Below are 18,208 nucleotides of genomic sequence, written 5' to 3' on the forward strand. Positions count from 1 at the left end.
AACAGGTTGAAACGTTTCGATTATCAGGGGCGGCGGCCGGATACGCGGCAGACTGTGGCCGGAAGCATTGAGGCGGCCGATGAAGCAGCGGCGCGCAAGCAGTTGCTGAGAAAAGGGATTTTGCCTCAGCAGATACGTGCGCAGACGATACGGCGCGCGCGGCGGATCCGTTCTGCCGATGTGGCGGTTTTTACCCGCCAGCTGGCGGAAATGCTGCGTGCGGGGCTGCCGCTGCTGCGCGCTTTGGAAATTGTGGCGCAGGCACACGGCAATCCGGCCATGCGTACCCTGCTGGGGCGGGTGCGCGCGGACATCGGGCAGGGCAGTACGCTGTCGGCGGCTCTGGCCGCGCACCCGAAAGTGTTTGATGCGCTATACTGTCATCTGGTCGCGGCGGCGGAAACCGGCGGGGTGTTGGACGATTTGCTCGACAATCTGGCCGTGCAGCTGGAAAAAGCGCAGGTATTGAAGAAAAAGGTGCAGACCGCGCTGGTGTATCCGGCAGCGGTTTTGCTGATGGCGGTGGTATTGCTGGCGGTGATGCTGGTGTTTGTGCTGCCGTCGTTCGCGCAACTGTATCAGGGCATGGGTGCGGTGCTGCCGTGGCCGACGCGGGCGGTGATGGCCCTTTCAGACGGCCTCCGCCGCTACGGCTGGCTGATGTTGCTGCTGCCTGTGGCGGTTGTGTGGGCGGTTCGGCGGCAATACGGCCGCTCGCCCGCTTTCCGTTTGAAGGCCGATGCGCTGCTGTTGAAGCTGCCGCTGTCGGGAGCGGTATTGCGGCAGGCGGTATGGGCGCGTTGGGCGCGCACCTTGGCCGCGCTGCTGGCTGCCGGTGTACCGGTTTTGCCGGCTTTGGATGCAGTGGCCGCCGCATCGGGCAACCGTGTGTTTGAAACCGCCACGCACGCGGTGCGCGCGCAGGTGGCGCAGGGGGCGGCATTGTCGGGCGCGATGCGTGCGGCGGGGGTGTTTCCCGATTTGCTGTTGCAGATGGCGGCAGTGGGCGAAGAATCGGGTTCGCTGGAACACCTGCTGGCCAAAAGTGCGCATTTTTATGAAAACGAAGTCGATAATCTGGCGGCACGGCTGACCGCGCTGATGGAGCCGGTGCTGATGATTGTATTGGGCGGCGTGGTCGGTATGGTGCTGGCGGCGATGTATCTGCCGCTGTTCGATTTGAATAAAGTATTGGGCTGATGATGACGGTGTGGGCGGCTTTGGCCGGCTTGCTGGCCGGCAGTTTTTTGAGTGTGGCGGTTTACCGTCTGCCGCTGATGATGGCGCGGCAGTGGGACGGTTTTGCCCGCGAACGGCTGGGATGGGCGCAGGAGCAGATGCCGCGTTTCGATTTGGCATGGCCGTCTTCGCATTGCCCGCATTGCCAAGGCCGTCTGAAAACCGTGCATAATCTGCCTTTAATCGGGTTTCTGCTGCAAAAAGGGCGGTGCGCACAATGCGGGTCGGCCATCGGTCTGATGTATCCCGCCTTGGAATTGGCGGCTGCGGCGGCCTTTGCCGCTTCGGTGTCGGTATACGGTGCGGGTTATGTCGGTATGGCGGGTATGGTGCTGGCGGCGTTTTTATTGGCTTCGGCGTGGATAGACGCGCGCACGCGCCTGCTGCCCGACATATTGACGCTGCCTCTGCTGTGGCTGGGACTGCTGTTTCATGCTGGCGGCGGTTTCGTACCGCTGCAACAGGCGGTCTGGGGTGCGGCGGCGGGCTATCTGGCGTTGTGGCTGCTGAACGCGGTTTACCGCCTGCTGCGCGGACAGGACGGTATGGGCGGCGGCGATATGAAGCTGTTGGCGGCACTGGGCGCGTGGCTGGGGGTGGAAATGTTGCTGCCGGTGGTGTTTGCCGCTGCCGTGTTCGGTTTGCTGACGGCCGGTGTGTATGGGCGCGGACAGCGTGAAATCCCGTTCGGTCCGTCGCTGGCGGCGGCCGGCTGGCTGGTATTTTTGGCTTATGCACCGGTGGCGCGGACGCTGCCGCTGTGGTTGGGAGTGGGGATATGACGGCATGGGTGGGGCTGACGGGCGGTATCGGCAGCGGGAAATCTTCGGCGGCGGCGCAGTTTGCCCGCTTGGGCGTGCCGGTGGTCGATGCCGATGCCGTGAGCCGCAGCCTGACCGCCGCAGGCGGGGCGGCTTTGCCGCTGATTCGCGAACGCTTCGGCAGCGGGGTATTTTCAGACGGCCTGCTCGACCGCGCAAAACTGCGCGGGCTGGTTTTTGGTGATGCGGATAAAAAGGCCGCGCTCGAAGCCTTGATGTTCCCGCTGATTCTGGCAGAGATGCGCGCGCAGATGGCCGCGCACGCGGGGGCGGTTTACGGCGTGGCCGAGATTCCGCTGCTGGCGGAAAATCCGGCATTCAGGCAGCTGGTGGAACGGGTGGCGGTGGTGGACGTGCCGCCCGAAGTGCAGATTGTGCGCGTGCGGCAGAGAAACGGCTTATCGGAAGCGGAAGTTAAACGTATAATGGCGGCGCAAAGCGGCCGTGCCGCGCGTTTGGCGGTTGCCGACGATGTGATTGACAACAGCGGTACCGAAGCGGAACTGGCCGGTCAGGTTTTGCGCCTGCACCGTCTTTATTCCCAACTTTACGCCACGGCCGGCCCGGGCGGTTGAGGCTTTTATGATCCGATTTGAGCACCCCTTATCCGAACGCATCCGCAATTTTCTGCGTATCGAACATCTGTTCAACCGTTTCCATGATGAGAGCGGCTGTCCGCAATCAGTGTGGTCGCACCATTTGGCACTGTTTACCCTGTTTGAAATCATGGAATGTGCCGGCCGTGCCGAGTTGAAGCTGGATATTTTGCAGGAATTGGAGCGGCAAAAGCGGATTCTGCAACGTCAGGATACCGGCGAAACCGGCTGCGCCGCTTTGGAACGGATCCATTCTGTAACCGCCGATTTGCAGGCGGTGCAGCAGAAATTCGGCCAGCATCTGCGCGAAAACGAATGGCTGATGGCGATTAAGCAGCGTATGCTGGTGCCGGGCGGTACCAGCCCGCTCGATTTGCCGTCTTATTATTACTGGCAGCAGCTGCCGTATGAAGTGCGCAAAGCCGACTTGCAGGGCTGGATTGCTATGCTGCTGCCGACCTGCCGCGCGGTGCGCGTGCTGATGGACATTTTGCGTGCCAATGCGTGGAAAGTGGCCAGCGTGGCCGAAAAAGGCAATTATCATCATGCCAGCCTGGCGCAGAATATTCATTTGTTGGGTATAGACGTTGTGCCCGACTATCAGGCACTGCCCGAAGTGTCGGCCAATAAATATTTCACCCATATCCGCTTTGTGGCCGCATCGCGCGAAAGCGCGCGGGGAAAATTGGTGGAGTGCGATGTGCCGTTTGAATTGGTGATGTGCAGTTTTGATCCGGTGATGGAGTAAAGATGAGCCAAACCGTGGTGAAATGTCCGCAATGCGGCAAAAGCGTAGCGTGGCGGCCGGAAAGCCGCTACCGTCCGTTTTGCAGCGAACGCTGTAAAACCATCGACTTGGGGGCGTGGGTGGCGGAAGAATACGCCGTCGGCACAGAGAACCCTGCCGATGCGTATGCAGCAGAATAGGGCAGGCCGTCCGAACCATGGATTCAGACGGCCTGTATTGTCGGATAGCGCATGGCGGTATCCGTATTTTTCAAACCGAATGAAAGTGAGCGGGCGATGGCCGAACCTGTTGTCTATTTTGCCCACTGGTGTCCCGACACCGAACCGTTTACCGCTGAATTGAAGCGGTTGGGGGTGGATTACGAACCGCGCGACATCACGCAGAGCGGCGCGAATCTCAAAGCATTTCTGCGCCTGCGCGACAGTCATGCGGCGTTTGAGCAGGTGCGGGCAGACGGCCGTATCGGCATTCCGGTATTGGTTTGGCGGGACGAAGCGGTTTTGGATTGGCAGGCATTGGCCGACTGGCACCGGGCGGATACCTGAATGGGACTTGGGTAGGTCGGATTCTTGAGTCTGATACAGTTTGACAGGGTTGAATCAGAATAGCGGCACGGTTTGCTTGGTTGCCGTTGAATTGTCGGATACGGAGTATCCGGCCTGCGTGTGGTTGAGGCCGTCTGAAAACGGTTTGTAGGTCGGATTCTTGAATCCGACACAGTTTGACAAGGGTTGAATCAGAACGACGGTATGGTTTGCTTGGTTGCCGTTGAATTGTCGGATACGAGTATCCGACCTACGTGTGGTTGAGGCCGTCTGAAAACGGTTTGCGTAGGTCGGATTCTTGAATCCGACTTGGTTTGAGACGGAGTGAATAAAAAAAGCCGGAGACAATATCCGGCTTCATAAATTTTCAGACGGCTAACCGTTTTCAGCGGTGTGCGGCGATGATTTGCAGCATTTGTGCCAGTACTTTCGGGTTGGCAGCAACGATGTCGCCGCTGTCCAGCCAGCCTTGGTCGCCCTGCATATCGGTAACGATGGCACCGGCTTCTTTGGCAATCAGCGCGCCGGCGGCGATGTCCCAAGGTTTGAGGTTGAACTCGAAAAAACCGTCGAAGCGGCCGCAGGCCAGAGCGCACAAGTCCAGTGAGGCCGCGCCTTCGCGGCGCGCGCCGGCGGTTTTGCCCAACAGGTCGCGCAAGATGGCGAGGTAGGTATCCATCATGCTCTGATCGACGACGGGAAATCCGGTGCCGATCAGGCACTGGTTCAGGTCGATGCGGGAGGAAACGCGGATGCGGCGGTCGTTCAGCAATGCGCCCTTGCCGCGCGAGGCCAGATAGAGGTCGTTGCGTTCGGGGGCGTATACCAAGGCCTCCTGAATCTGGCCTTTGTGCAGCAGCGCCATGGAAACAGCGTATTGCGGGTGGCCGTGCAGATAGTTGGTGGTGCCGTCCAGAGGATCGATCAGCCATTCGTAATCGCTGTTTGGGTTGCCGTGGCTGCCGGATTCTTCGGCGGTGATTTTATGCTGGGGATAGGCGTCGAGCAGGGTTTCGACCAAGATGGTTTCGGCGGCGCGGTCGATGTCGGAAACAAAATCGTTAAACGCTTTGCTGTCTACTTTGACTGCGGATAAATTATTGGCGGCACGCACCATCATATCGCCTGCTTTGCGGGCGGCCTTAAAGGCGGTATTCAAAATCGGATTCATACAAATTTCCTGTTAAAACGGCCGTCTGAACCGAAGCGGCAGGACGGCAAAGCGTGGAACAATTTTTAAAGAACAATGGCGCGGTATTATACATACTGCCGCCCGATTGAGAAAGACGGTAAAACATGAGCAAACCCCTCCTGCCCGACTATCTGGGCAATATTTCCGTGGTGCTGTGCCGCACCAGCCATCCGGCCAATATCGGTTCGGCCGCGCGCGCGATGAAAACGATGGGGCTGACCGATTTGGTTTTGGTTGCCCCCAATTTGATGCAGACCCCGATGACGGTCGAACCGCCAAGCTTTGATGCGCAAAACCCCGCCGCTTTCCGCCTGCCGGAAGAGAGCTTTATTCTGGCTTCCGGTGCGGCCGATGTGCTGGAAAACGCGCGTATGGCGGCGACTTTGGACGAAGCCTTGGCCGATACGGTTATCAGTTGCGCGCTCACCAGCCGCAAGCGCGAACTGACCGCGCCGTTGCAGACGCCGCGGGAGCTGACCCCCGAAATTCTTGCCGCCGCGCAAAACGGCCGCCGTGCCGCTTTGGTATTCGGTAACGAAACGTTCGGTTTGAGCATCGAAGAAGTGCAGTCGTGCAACCGTTTGATGACGATTAACGGCAATCCCGATTATTTTTCGCTGAATCTGGCACAGGCGGTGCAGGTTGTTGCTTACGAGCTGTTCAGCCAGACAGATGTCAGCATGGATTATCTGCGCGGCGGACGGCATACCGCCACCCACGAGCAAATCGGCGGCATGATCCGCCATTTGGAAAGCCTGATGGACGACATCGGTTTTTTCAACCGCCGTAACGGCACGCGTATGATGCGCCGTCTGCACAACCTGTTTGCCCGTGCGGGTACGGAAACCGAAGACATCGACATTCTGCGCGGCTTTTTCAATACAGTATCTAAAAGGCTGCGGAAAGACTGATACCGTCCCAAGGCCGTCTGAAAACGGGCGGAGCGGGTTTCTGCAAAGTTGAACTCGGATTACTGTTTTTATTTTTATTCCGCAGATTTTCCGTCTGTTTTTTGATACCGCAAGCCTGCTGCCCCCGTTTTCAGACGGCCTTTCCGACGGCGGTTTAGGTTTGGTCATTATGCTGTCATATCGGGGCGGTAAAGTGGCAGCGTTACTGAAAAAAGGAGCCTGCGATGCCGCACCGCCGCCGCCAACACATTTTCCAAGCCGCCCGCCGCCGTTTTCAGGCGGCAGCTGAGAATCAGACAGCAAAAGAAAAAACACGGTAGGCGTTAGCCTTCCGGCCGTTTTTTGAACCGCCCCGCTTTGGCGACAGAGTGGGGCGGTTTGCTGCGCGGTATGTTTTAGAGCAACTTGCCAAACCGATATTCTTACGTTAAGTTTACGTTTTGCCCGTTTATGTTGCGCAAAAACCATTCTTATCCCGCATTCAGGAGAAATGTATGCTGAAAAAATATTCCAAATTCGCGGCACTGATGACTGCCGCCGCCATTTTGGCCGCCTGCGGCGGCAGTGCCGACAAACCCGCCGCCGAGAGCAAACCGGCGGCCGGGCAGGCAGCGGCGGCAGACAAGCTGGCTGCCCGCTTCGTGACCATCGCCACAGGCGGCGCGTCCGGTCCCTACAACATCATCGGTACTTCGCTGGCCGAAGCCTATGCCAAGGTTTACGGCGTGAACGCGAAAACCCAAAGCACCGGTGCGTCGGTGGAAAATCTGAATCTTTTGGATCAGGGCAAGGCCGAGATGGCGTTTGTGATGAGCGATGCGCTCAATGATGCGGTGAAAGGTACCGGTTCGTTCCAAAAACCGCTGGATTCGGTGGCACAAATCGCCGCGCTGTATCCGAACTATGTGCAGATTGTGGCTTCGGCCAAATCGGGTATCCGCTCGATTGAAGATCTGCGCGGCAAGCGTGTGGCCGTCGGCGCGCAGAATTCGGGTGTGGAACTGGCTTCGCGCGCGCTGCTGAACGGCTTCGGTATCACGTACAACGATTTGAAAGTAGATTTTCTCGGTTATGCCGAGGCGGCCGACGCGCTCAAATCGGGTAAATTGGACGCGGCGTTTTTGACCAGCGGCCTGCCCAATTCGTCGCTGATGGAGTTGCAGCAGGGCTTTGATCTGCAACTGGTCAGTGTACCGGCCGACAAGCTGGGCGAAATCGCCAAAACATCGCCGTTCTTCAATCCTATGCCGATTCCGGCCGGTACTTACAACAATGCCGAAGATGTGCCGACGGCGGCAATTCTGAATGCTCTGGTGGTGCGCGCCGATCTGAGCGAAGACGATGTGTACAAGCTGACGAAAACCTTCTTTGAAAGTCTCGATACGTTGAAAACCGCGCATCAGGCCGCAGGCAGCATCAGTTTGGAAGCGGCGCAGAAAGGTTTGGTGGCACCGCTGCATCCGGGCGCGAAGCGTTATTACGACGAAGCCGCGAAATAATCTGTGAGACCAAGCGCAACGGGCCGCAAAACAGGCGTGGCACTGCTTGCGCTTTTTTGCTGCGTCCTGTTTTTGCTGCGTCCGCAGCCGCGTATCGAAATCCGCACAGCCGATACAGTGTGCCTGTGGCCGCGCGACAGCATCGGGCTGAAATGGCGGCATTCGGTGGAAAAGCAGGACTGGCAGGAAATCTGGCGGCGGGAAGGCCGTCTGCTGCGGCTGGATGCGGCGTATGTGCAGACTTTCGGCGCAGGTGTGCCGGCAGACGGTGTGCCTGTGCCTGCGCCTGAGGGTTATGTCGGTATGGCGGCGGAGCGGGTGCAGCCGCAAATCGAATGGGTGGTGTCGCGCAATATGCGCGGCGTGCTGTTTTCAGACGGCCTGGAATGGCCGGTTTACCGCCATCTGCCCGACTATACTGCTGTGAATATTGCTGTATCGCTTCAGCCTGCCGTGCGGCAGTTTTTTAAGAAAGAGTGTGTATGACACAAACCCAATCCGCTGCGCCCAATGCGCAGGAAATTCTGGAAAAATACGACCGCGAATCGGTAACGCGGCATCCGCAGGGCAAAACCGTGCGCCTGATCATCAGTGTGCTGGCGATTGCCTATTCGCTGTTTCATCTGTACATCACGTTCAACCCGCTGCCCGAAATGTTGCAGCGTTCGATTCACGTCGGCGTGGGTGCGGCTCTGATTTTTCTGATTTATCCGCCCGCCAAAAAAAGCAGCCGCCAAAAAGTCGTGTGGTACGACTGGCTGTGGGCGGCCGCCGCGCTGGCCGGCTGCGGCTATCTGATTACCCAGTTTCAGGATATTGTCAGCGTGCGCGGCGGTATTCCGAATACGGCCGATATTGTGTTGGCCGTGCTGACGGTGGCGGTGGTGCTGGAAAGCGCGCGCCGCGTAACCGGCTGGATTCTGCCGCTGTTCGCGCTGGTGTTCCTTGCGTATCCCTTTATCAGCCACATGGATTTTATGCCCGACCGCCTGCTGACGCGGCCGTATGACTGGGGCGATATTTTCGGCCAGCTCTATCTGAAAACCGAAGGGCTGTATTCCACCGCCATCGGCGCGTCGGTAACGTTTATCTTCCTGTTTATCCTGTTCGGCGCATTTCTGGCACGTTCGGGCATGGGGCAGCTGTTTAACGATTTGGCGATGGCACTGGCCGGACACAAGCAGGGCGGGCCGGCCAAAGTGGCGGTAATTTCCAGCGGCTTTATGGGCAGCATCAACGGCGCGGCGGTGGCCAATGTGGTCGGCACGGGCGCGTTTACCATTCCGCTGATGAAAAAAATCGGCTACCACAAAAACTTTGCCGGCGCGGTGGAAGCCAGTGCATCGGTGGGCGGGCAGATTCTGCCGCCGATTATGGGCGCGTCGGCCTTTATCATGGCCGAAACCACGGGCGTGAAATACAGCACCATCGCGCTGGCCGCACTGCTGCCCGCACTGCTGTATTACTTGGGCGTGATTGCGCAGGTGCATTTCCGTGCGGGCAAACGCGATTTGAAAGGCGTACCCAAAGCCGACCTGCCGCGCGTCGGCGAAGTGCTGAAAGCACGCGGCCATATGCTGTTGCCGATTGTCGCGCTGGTGTGGATGCTGGCCGAGTCGGTGCCGGTGGGCTATGCGGCTGCCTATACCATCGGCATCACAGTCGTCATCAGCTGGCTGCGTCCCGAAACCCGCATGGGCATCAAAGACATCGTGGCCGCTTTGGAAGACGGAGCGAAACAGTCACTGTCGGTGATGGCCGCCTGTGCCGTGGTCGGTATTGTCATCGGCGTGGTCAATCTGACCAGCTTCGGCACAGTCATGACCTCGTCGATTCTGACTTTGGGCGCGGGTTCGCTGTTTCTGACCCTGTTTTTGACCATGCTCGCCTCGATGGTGCTGGGTATGGGGCTGCCTTCGATTCCCGCCTACATCATCACGGCAACTATGGTTGCCCCCGCACTGGCCGGATTCGGCGTGCCGATTTTGGTGGCACATATGTTCGTGTTCTATTTCGGCATTTTCGCCAACATTACCCCGCCGGTGGCCTTAGCGGCTTTTGCCGGTGCGGGCATTGCCGGCGGCGATCCGATGAAAACCGGCTGGCAGTCGCTCAAACTCGCGCTGGCGGGCTTTATCGTGCCGTTTATGTTTGTGTACAACCCGAATATGCTGATGATTGACCCGGCAGGAATCGAAATCACGGCCAAAACCTTCACGCTGCCCGCCTGGCATACCATCGCGGCGGTGTGCACCACATCGATTGTCGGCGTACTGGCACTTTCGGCGGCGGTGGAGGGTTATTTCAAAACCCATCTGGCGGCATGGGCGCGGCTGCTGACCGCCGTTGGCGCACTGTGTCTGATTGTGCCGGAAGCCACGACCGATATTGTCGGTATGGTGATTGTGGCGGTGATGGCGGTGTTCAATTGGCGGCAGGCAAAAAAGGCACCTGCCGTGCGCAGTCTGCCGTAAAGTCCGTCTGAAAACGCCCTGCGGGGCGTTTTTATTTTTGTTTTGGCGGCGGGTTGGGGAGGTTGGGCAGAAACGGATGTCTGAATCTGGCAGGTGCGCCCGTGTGATTGGGCAGCCCGGAACGGGCATACGGCCCGATGCTGTTGTGTACCGGTCTGCGGCAACCCGTGCCGGATACGGTTACCCGCCCGCTCTTTTGTTAAGATGGCTGTTTAAAACGTTCCCTAAGGTTTACGCAAGCGATGATGACTGTGACCCAAAGATACGGTGAAGTTTTGTCTGATTCCTTCGAGCCTGTAATATACCGGCCTGTAATATATCAGGCCGTCTGAAACCGGAATTAGGCAACAACGGAATCAAGAAAATAGGATCAATCATGAATAAAGTAGAATTATTGAAAGAATTCGACCGCCCGAAAGTGTTAGCTACACCCCTGAAGAAATCGCTACCGAGCGCGATTCTTACCATCAGATTGTTGCCAGCTTTGCGCTGGAAAATGCAGAGCCTACGGACTTTCACAAGGTTATTGCAATGGAAGAAATTCGCGGCGAACTCACGGATAAAGAGGGGTGGGATATTATTCTTGGCAAAAATCCCCAAGAAGCAGAACGCATTAAAGTGAAGCTGAAACGCCTGGCCGAACAGGGCTTGTCTTGGAAGGATTTGTGATGAATCAAACTGAACAGGAGATTTTTGATTCTGCAACCTCCAAAAACCTACGGACAGCCGCAAAGAATTTAAGTGATTCGCAAGATTTTTCTCTCAACGGGATAAAGCAGCTTCACGATTCAACATTTACCCCTACTTACAGGTTTACCCGAAAGTGTTCAACAAACCATGTTGAACTACCCTGAACGCCCGCAGCGTGATGACTGGAAAAAAGAGAATGAATTATGCACTCGATGCTTTGTGGTGGCGGCTCGACAGCCCGCCGGTACGCGATTTGGCCGCGCTGCTGACGGCGCCGCCGTTGTGGGACAGCGGCGTCGAATGGCCGGTGCGCGCTTTGCTGGGCCGGTCGGGTTTGCGCTTTCTGCTGTCGCTGAATGATGATCCCGCGCCCTTGACCGCTTATTTGGCGGCACACGCGCCGTTCGGCGGCCGTTTGGGCGTTTATGCCGAACGGCTGCTGGCATTTTGGCTGGACAACGCGCCGCATTGCCGGCTGCTGGCGCACAATCTGCCGGTAGAGGAAAACGGACGGCGGTTGGGTGCGTTGGATTTTGTGGCCGAGGCAGACGGCCGCTGCCTGCATATCGAGCTGGCCTGCAAGTATTACGGTGCCGAATCCGGCCGTGCGGCCGATTTGGTCGGGCTGAACGCGGCCGACCGGTTGGCCGACAAGGCTGCCAAACTGCACAAACAGCTCGCCTTGTCGCGGCAGCCGGCCGGTTTGCGTGCGCTGGCTGCGGCAGGGTTGCGGGTGGACGCGGCGGTGTCGGTGGTGCGCGGTATGGGGTTTTCTGCGGCGGGCGTGTCGGGCGCGCCGCTCTGTCCGACAGGCTGGCACGGCGGCTACCGGCGGACAGATTCGCCTACCCTGCTGCCGCACGGACGTTATTATGTGCTGCCGCGTATGGCGTTGCTGGCACCGGCCAGAGTGGGGGAGGCGGAGTTGGCCGATGCCGAAACCGCCGCGCGTGCGGGTCCGGCCATTTTGGCGAAAGTGGCGCGCCGTTCAGACGGCCTCTGGCATGAAACGGAGCGCATCATGCAGGTTGAGGCCGTCTGAAAGTCTGCTGTGCCTGTTTGGGGTTTTTGAAACTTTGAGCAGGCGAGTCGGATTCGAGAATCCGACCTACGTGAATTTTGGCGGTTTTAGTTTTGCCAAAATCCGCTTTTCCGGTTTGAAGCCCGGCACTGTTTTCAGACGGCCTTGACGGTTGGCGGGCTGTCTTGCCGGCGGGTGCGGTTTTATTTTGATGGCGGGTCGGGCTTTATGGTAGAATCCGCGTTTTATTTTGCGTTGCGGCTGCACGGCATTGGTATACCGGCCGCCGGACTTAACTGGCTATTATTCATATTTAAGGGTTTACGATGAGCGTAACAGTAGAAAAATTGGAAGGTTTGGCGCGTAAGGTCGAACTGTCTCTGCCTTGGAACGACATTAACGCAGAAGTGGACAAACGCCTGAAACAGACCGCGCGCCGCGTGCGCATCGACGGTTTCCGTCCCGGTAAAGCCCCCATCGGTATGGTGGCTTCCATGTACGGCAACAGTATTCAAAACGAAGTGATGAACGAACTGGCGCAGAAAGTCTTTTTTGATGCCGCTGTGGCCGAGGGTTGGAAAATTGCCGGTATGCCGCGACTGGAAGGCGTGGAAGGTCAGGAAGACAAAGAAAACTTCCGTTTTGCCGGTGTGTTCGAAGTTTTCCCCGAAGTGAAAATCGGCGACTTGTCCGCCCGGGAAATCAGCAAAATCACCACCGAAGTGGGCGATGCCGAGGTGGACAAAACCATTGAAATCCTGCGCCAGCAGCGTACCGTCTTCAATCATGTCGAGCGTGCCGCACAGAAAGAAGACCGTGTGATTATCGATTTTGCCGGCAAAATCGACGGCGAAGCCTTTAACGGCGGTTCGTCTGAGAACTATGCTTTCGTTTTGGGCAAAGGCCAGATGCTGCCCGAGTTTGAAGCCGGCGTGGAAGGCTTGAAAGCAGGCGAGAGCAAAGATGTGGAAGTAAACTTCCCCGAAGATTACCACGGCAAGGATGTGGCTGGTAAAACCGCCGTCTTCACCATCAGCGTGAAAAACGTTTCCGAGCCGAAGCTGCCCGAAGTCGATGCCGATTTTGCCAAAGCCTTGGGCATCGAGGGCGGCGATACCGCCAAAATGCGCGAGGAAGTGAAGAAAAACGTGGTGCGCGAAGTGAACCGCCGCGTCAATGCGCAGAACAAAGAAGCCGTGATGGAAGCCCTGTTGCAGGCGGCCGAGCTGGAAGTGCCCAATGCGCTGGTCGGCGAAGAATCCGCCCGCCTGGCCGATGAAATGAAACAGAATTTTGTCAATCAGGGCATGGCCGATGCGAAAAAACTGGATCTGCCGGCCGATATGTTCAAAGAACAGGCCGAACGCCGCGTGAAACTGGGCCTGATTCTGGCCGAACTGGTTCAGGCCAATCAGTTGGAGCCGACCAAAGAACAGGTCGATGCCGTGATTGCCGATTTTGCCGAAAGCTACGAAGATCCGCAGGAAGTGATCGAGTGGTATCACGCCGAACCGTCGCGCCTGCAAGGCCCTAATTCGCTGGCCGTGGAGCAGAATGTCGTCGATTTCGTGCTGGGCAAAGCCAAAGTGAGCGAAAAAGCCCTGTCGTTTGACGAAGTGATGGGCCAGGTTTAAAACCAGGCCGTCTGAAACGGCCGCAGCGGGCGCGAATCCGCGAGACCTTGCGGCCGGAAAAACGAAAGCACCGAAGCGGCTTGTGCGCTTGGGTGCTTTCCCACTATGGAAAGGAATGTTTTTATGCTGCCGGAAATTACCGCCAACACCTTAATCCCCACCGTTATCGAGCAGAGCGGCCGCGGCGAGCGTGCGTTTGACATTTACTCGCGCCTGCTCAAAGAGCGCATTATTTTTCTCGTCGGCCCCGTGAACGACCACACCGCCAATCTGGTGGTGGCGCAAATGCTGTTTCTGGAAAGCGAAAATCCCGACAAGGATATTTTCTTCTATATCAATTCGCCGGGCGGTTCGGTTACGGCCGGTATGTCGATTTTCGATACCATGAACTTTATCAAACCCGATGTGTCCACCCTGTGCTTGGGGCAGGCGGCCAGTATGGGTGCGTTCCTGCTGTCGGCCGGTACCAAAGGCAAACGTTTTGCCCTGCCCAACAGCCGCATTATGATTCACCAGCCGCTTATCAGCGGCGGCTTGGGCGGGCAGGCTTCGGATATTGAAATTCACGCCCGCGAGCTGATTAAAATCAAGCAGAAGCTGAACGAATTTCTGGCCAAGCATACCGGCCAGCCGCTGGAAAAAGTGGAACGCGATACCGACCGCGACAATTTTATGTCGGCCGGTGCGGCCAAAGAATACGGCCTGATCGATGATGTCATCGAAACCCGGGAAGAAGCGGCCAAAGCCGCCGCCTCTGCCGGTTAAGCCCGACCGGCTACCGCAAAGGCCGTCTGAAAACGCATAACGGGCGATTTCAGACGGCCTTTTTTTGTGAGGCTGAAACGGGAAAGGTGTGAGCCGGTTCGGGAGGTTTCGGAGTGTTGGCAAAGCTGCGTTTGACCATGACATAGCAGGCATCAAACTGATCATAACCGTCTTTTTTGGCGCAAAGCAGGGTAGACCCGATCACTTTCCGGCTTGGCCGGTCTTGTTGGAAACGTGCATTCATTTTTTCGCAAAATGCCGTATCGGTATTGGCATTTTCAAGCAGGCGGGGAGCAGTCTGTTGAGTTTTTTGTTGTAATTCAGGCGGTCGTTGATGGCGCTGCTGATGCGCGCGTCGGTTACGGTTTCATCGACGATTAAGCCGACACGGCATCCGCTGACTGACAGGCAGGCTAAGATGGCACATGCTGATTTTTTCATACCGCTGTCCTTTTGTTTTTTACTGAATACTGCGCACGGTATACATAAACCGCTATTTTTTAAATGGGGAGATATGGTATTCGTGAATGATGTTTGTCTCGAAAGCCTATGGGTAATCATCTGTGTATTTTGGGCGGAAACGGGATATTGCGGGGTCTGAATTTTTATTGCGGTCAGTCTGCGGCCGGCATCGATTGAAAACAATATCCGGTTCAGGTGCAGCTGAATATCCATGGTGGGAAACCGATACTGTTTTCGGAAATGGGGCAAATAGCCCGTTTTTGATGTATTGGCGGCAGGGCGTATGCAGCGGGCAAGATGCGGGATTGGCATCGGTTCAGAGCCATTCAGACGGCCTTTTACGCAATTTAACTGTGCGGAAAATCCGTATACCGCAGCTGTGTTAAAATGGTGTTCATAAGGGCAGGCTGAAACGGTCTGCTTTTTTTCTTTGCCCGTAGGGACGTTTGTAAAAGGAGAAATGCTGATGCACGATTATTTTATCCGCCAGTTGGCCGTGTGGGGTATCGGTCATGATACTTGGCAGGCGAATTTGATTTTGGCAGGTATGGTGGCGGTATGTGCCGTGCTGCTGCACCTGTTTCTGCATTTGGTTTTATTCCGTTTTTTGAGCAACCGCTTTGCCCGTGCCAAATCGTCTTTCCTCAAAACGTTGGCCGAGAACCGGCTGTTTACCCATCTGGCCTATACGATTCAGGGTGTGGTGCTCAACGGCCAACTGCGTTTGTGGCTGGCCGATTCTGCCTGGCGTGACGGTCTGATGACGCTGACCAACTGTCTCACGCTGATTGCCGCGCTGTTCACGCTGTTCGCGCTGCTTGATGCGGTACAGGCCTATTTTTCCCGTCATATGGCGGCGCAGCATTTTCCGTTGCGCGGGTTGGTTCAGTCGGTCAAGCTGATTGCCGCGATCGGTATCGGGATTCTGCTGGTATCGCTGCTGCTGGGGCAGTCGCCGATGGTGCTGCTGGGCAGTTTGGGTGCGATGACGGCGGTGCTGATGCTGGTGTTCAAGGATCCGATTATGGGTTTGGTGGCCGGCATCCAATTGTCGGCCAACCGTATGCTTCATGTCGGCGATTGGCTGGAAATGCCCAAATACAATGCCGACGGCGCGGTAACGGACATCGGGCTGACCACCGTCAAGGTGCAGAACTGGGACAATACCGTAACCACGATTCCCACTTACGCGCTGATTGCCGATTCGTTCAAAAACTGGCGGGCGATGAGTGAATCGGGCGGCCGCCGCATCAAGCGGCCGGTGTATATCGATGCGGCCAGCGTGCATTTTCTCTCGTCCGAAGAAATCGGCCGTCTGCGTCAAAGCCGTCTGCTGGCCGATTATCTGGCGGAACGGGAAAAAGAGGTGGCCGATTTCAACCGCCGTCATCAGATTACGTCCGACAGCCGTCTGAACGGCCGCCATTTGACCAATCTCGGCACGTTCCGTGCCTATCTGCAACATTATTTGCAGCAGAATCCGTTTATCCGTCAGGATATGACGCTGATGGTGCGCCAGCTCGAAGCCGACGGGCGCGGTATTCCGCTGGAAGTTTACTGTTTTACCAATACGGTGGCATGGGGGGAATACGAAGCGATTCAGGCCGATATTTTCGACCATATTTTTGCCGTAGCGGGTGAATTTGCCTTGCAGATTTATCAGGCACCCAGCGGCAACGATGTGCGCAGTCTGGCAGATTCGGCGGTGTGGAAACAACCGCGCTCTGCCAATCCTGATGCTTGAAGCACGGGAACGCTGCAAGAAGATTCAGGCCGTCTGAAATGCCGTTGGGTATGGTTTTTCAGACGGCCTGAAATTTTTCCGGTATGCGGTATGTTTTCGGGCTTGCAGGCTGGAACCGTGTATCGGTCGGAGTCCCGGTAGGGGGAGCGATCTGATGGATGGGCTGTGTGTCGGATACGGAATATCCGACCTACGTTTATTTTCAGACGGCTTTGGTGGGTTAAGCGTTCACATAAGGTAGGTCGGATTCTTGAATCCGACATGAGCAGAAAGTCGGGGAATGCCAAATTGTCGGATACGGAGTATCCGACCTACGGTTATTTCTTGATGGGTTGAATGCACATAAAGTAGGTCGGATTCTTGAATCCGACATGAGCAGAAAGTCGGGGAATGCCAAATTGTCGGATACGGAGTATCCGGCCTACGGTTATTTCTTGATGGGTTGAATGCACATAAAGTAGGTCGGATTCTCGAATCCGACATGAGCAGAAAGCCGAGCGAAAGATTGTGTCGGATGCAGCGTATCCGAACCATATTCAGGCCGTCTGAAATGCGGATTCGCGCTATTTCAGACGGCCTGAATGTATGGACGGCAGCGGGTCAGGCACGGCGTTGGAAGACGGCGGCGAAAAAGCCGTCGGTATGGTGTTCGGCCGTATCCAATTGGAGAAACGGGCCGGTGTCGAGGCCGGTTTTGGCGGTTTCCGGCAGGGCGGCGCAGTCGAGCAGGAAGAAATCGGGGTTTTCCTGTAAAAAGCGTTCGGCCTGCTGCCCGTTTTCTTCGGGCAGAATGCTGCATGTGGCGTAAATCAGACGGCCTTGCGGTTTGACCAGTGCGGCGGCGGCGGCCAAGATGCTGTGCTGCTGTCCGACCAGTTTGGCTATGCTGTCGGCCGACTGGCGGTATTTCAAATCGGGATTGCGGCGCAGAGTGCCCAAACCGGAGCAGGGGGCATCGACCAATACGCGGTCGGCTTTGCCGCTCAGGCGGGCAAGGCGGGGGTCGTGTTCGCTGTCGATGCGTTCGGGGTGGATATTGGTCAGACCGGCGCGCACCATGCGCGGTTTGAGGTTGGCCAGACGTTTTTCGGCGACATCAAAGGCATAAAGACGGCCTTTGTTGGCCATTTGCGCGCCCAATGCCAGTGTTTTTCCGCCCGCGCCCGCGCAAAAATCGACCACGATTTCACCGCGTTTGGCGCCTGTCAGCAGGGCGAGCAGCTGGCTGCCTTCGTCCTGCACTTCGAGTGTGCCGTCGAGAAACAGCGGGTGGCGGTTGAGGGCGGGTTTTTCGTGCAGGCGGATACCCCACGGCGAATAGGGGGTGGCTTCGGCGGGCAGGCCTTGGGCGTGCAGCGCAGCCAGCACTTTGTCGCGCCTGGCTTTCAGGGTGTTGACGCGCAAGTCCAGCGGTGCGCCGTGGCTGACGCTGCGGCCGAAACGGCGTACCGCTGCTTCGTCCCAATGGCGCAATAAGCGGTCGGCCAGCCATTGCGGCAGTTCGGCGGCGGTGGCGAGGCCGTCTGAAAATTCGGTTTTGCGCGCTTTGAGCCGGGCAAGGAAGTTTTGTTCTTCTTCGTCGATGAAACCGCCCAGTTGGCTGATATTGACGCTGCGTCCCAAAACCAAGGCAGCCAGTGCGGCCTTGCGTGCCTGTGCGTGCGGACGGCGCAGGGCGGCGGCGATTTTCTGGTAGTGGCGCACGGCGGCGAAAACGGTTTCGGCGATTTCGTGGCGGTCTTGGCGGCCGAGCTTGTTCCGCTGGCGGAAATAGGCGGAAACCGCCGCATCGGCGGGTTGGCGGAAGGTTAAGACTTCGGCGAGCAGTTGAGTGCAGTGTTCGAGTTGGCTGGGTGTCATGATGGGT

The 18,208-nt window shown here is 57.2% G+C and carries 18 protein-coding genes; 15 read left to right on the plus strand and 3 right to left on the minus strand.

What is annotated here, in order from left to right; genetic code table 11:
- The first annotated feature begins 6 nt into the window (after nt 1–6).
- Genes ORY85_RS00195 through ORY85_RS00220 form a run of 6 tightly spaced genes read left to right on the plus strand, consistent with a single transcriptional unit; the run spans nt 7 to nt 3,949 of the window.
- A complete protein-coding gene (locus ORY85_RS00195; RefSeq protein ID WP_274570727.1) occupies nt 7–1,200 on the plus strand; it encodes a type II secretion system F family protein in 1,194 nt (397 codons plus the stop codon).
- Entirely contained in the window at nt 1,200–2,021 is an 822-nt protein-coding gene (locus tag ORY85_RS00200) for an A24 family peptidase (protein ID WP_274570726.1), read from the plus strand. Before ORY85_RS00195 ends, ORY85_RS00200 begins: the two co-directional genes overlap by 1 nt.
- On the plus strand, nt 2,018–2,635 hold the full coding sequence (gene coaE, locus ORY85_RS00205; protein ID WP_274570725.1) for a dephospho-CoA kinase: 618 nt from the start codon (nt 2,018–2,020) through the stop codon (nt 2,633–2,635). Before ORY85_RS00200 ends, coaE begins: the two co-directional genes overlap by 4 nt.
- 7 nt (nt 2,636–2,642) lie before the next feature.
- Nucleotides 2,643–3,404, plus strand: coding sequence for a cell division protein ZapD (gene zapD, locus ORY85_RS00210; protein WP_274570724.1), 762 nt, complete (start codon nt 2,643–2,645; stop codon nt 3,402–3,404).
- A 2-nt stretch (nt 3,405–3,406) separates the two neighbouring features.
- Nucleotides 3,407–3,583 (plus strand): DNA gyrase inhibitor YacG, encoded by a 177-nt coding sequence (locus ORY85_RS00215; RefSeq protein WP_274570723.1) that lies wholly within the window; start codon nt 3,407–3,409, stop codon nt 3,581–3,583.
- Nucleotides 3,584–3,634: 51 nt separating this feature from the next.
- Nucleotides 3,635–3,949 (plus strand): hypothetical protein, encoded by a 315-nt coding sequence (locus tag ORY85_RS00220; protein ID WP_274570722.1) that lies wholly within the window; start codon nt 3,635–3,637, stop codon nt 3,947–3,949.
- 385 nt (nt 3,950–4,334) lie between these two features.
- Here ORY85_RS00220 and ORY85_RS00225 read toward each other — a convergent pair whose 3' ends face one another.
- The gene (locus ORY85_RS00225; protein ID WP_274570721.1) at nt 4,335–5,120 is read right to left on the minus strand and encodes an inositol monophosphatase family protein; all 786 of its coding nucleotides are present in this window, start codon (nt 5,118–5,120) and stop codon (nt 4,335–4,337) included.
- 125 nt (nt 5,121–5,245) lie between these two features.
- Here ORY85_RS00225 and ORY85_RS00230 point away from each other — a divergent pair, with 125 nt between their 5' ends.
- The 8 genes from ORY85_RS00230 (at nt 5,246) to clpP (ending at nt 14,135) form a co-directional block, all read left to right on the plus strand.
- On the plus strand, nt 5,246–6,052 hold the full coding sequence (locus tag ORY85_RS00230) for an RNA methyltransferase (protein ID WP_274570720.1): 807 nt from the start codon (nt 5,246–5,248) through the stop codon (nt 6,050–6,052).
- Between the two features lie 494 nt (nt 6,053–6,546).
- Nucleotides 6,547–7,551: a TAXI family TRAP transporter solute-binding subunit gene (locus tag ORY85_RS00235; protein WP_274570719.1), complete on the plus strand. Its 1,005-nt coding sequence runs from the start codon at nt 6,547–6,549 to the stop codon at nt 7,549–7,551.
- Between the two features lie 36 nt (nt 7,552–7,587).
- Entirely contained in the window at nt 7,588–8,037 is a 450-nt protein-coding gene (locus ORY85_RS00240) for a DUF1850 domain-containing protein (RefSeq protein WP_274570718.1), read from the plus strand.
- Nucleotides 8,034–10,025: a TRAP transporter permease gene (locus tag ORY85_RS00245; protein ID WP_274570717.1), complete on the plus strand. Its 1,992-nt coding sequence runs from the start codon at nt 8,034–8,036 to the stop codon at nt 10,023–10,025. The genes ORY85_RS00240 and ORY85_RS00245 overlap by 4 nt, the downstream gene beginning before the upstream one ends.
- Nucleotides 10,026–10,556: 531 nt before the next feature.
- Nucleotides 10,557–10,694 carry a hypothetical protein gene (locus ORY85_RS00250; protein WP_274570716.1) on the plus strand — a complete coding sequence of 46 codons (138 nt, stop codon included), beginning with the start codon at nt 10,557–10,559 and terminating at the stop codon, nt 10,692–10,694.
- 217 nt (nt 10,695–10,911) lie between these two features.
- Complete coding sequence (locus ORY85_RS00255) at nt 10,912–11,757, plus strand: DUF1853 family protein (protein WP_274570715.1); 846 nt, start codon at nt 10,912–10,914, stop codon at nt 11,755–11,757.
- 305 nt (nt 11,758–12,062) lie between these two features.
- Nucleotides 12,063–13,370: a trigger factor gene (gene tig, locus ORY85_RS00260; RefSeq protein WP_274570714.1), complete on the plus strand. Its 1,308-nt coding sequence runs from the start codon at nt 12,063–12,065 to the stop codon at nt 13,368–13,370.
- 123 nt (nt 13,371–13,493) lie between these two features.
- Entirely contained in the window at nt 13,494–14,135 is a 642-nt protein-coding gene (gene clpP, locus ORY85_RS00265; protein WP_274570713.1) for an ATP-dependent Clp endopeptidase proteolytic subunit ClpP, read from the plus strand.
- Between the two features lie 240 nt (nt 14,136–14,375).
- Here clpP and ORY85_RS00270 read toward each other — a convergent pair whose 3' ends face one another.
- Entirely contained in the window at nt 14,376–14,810 is a 435-nt protein-coding gene (locus ORY85_RS00270; protein WP_274570712.1) for a hypothetical protein, read from the minus strand.
- 253 nt (nt 14,811–15,063) lie between these two features.
- On the opposite strand from ORY85_RS00270, the gene ORY85_RS00275 reads away from it, so the two are divergent.
- Entirely contained in the window at nt 15,064–16,341 is a 1,278-nt protein-coding gene (locus tag ORY85_RS00275) for a mechanosensitive ion channel family protein (protein ID WP_274570711.1), read from the plus strand.
- Between the two features lie 600 nt (nt 16,342–16,941).
- Here the strand turns inward: ORY85_RS00275 and ORY85_RS00280 are convergent.
- Entirely contained in the window at nt 16,942–18,201 is a 1,260-nt protein-coding gene (locus tag ORY85_RS00280) for an RsmB/NOP family class I SAM-dependent RNA methyltransferase (RefSeq protein ID WP_274570710.1), read from the minus strand.
- Between the last annotated feature and the right edge of the window lie 7 nt (nt 18,202–18,208).

Origin of the sequence: Neisseria leonii (assembly GCF_028776105.2) — a bacterium.
In the GTDB taxonomy this organism is placed as follows: domain Bacteria; phylum Pseudomonadota; class Gammaproteobacteria; order Burkholderiales; family Neisseriaceae; genus Neisseria; species Neisseria leonii.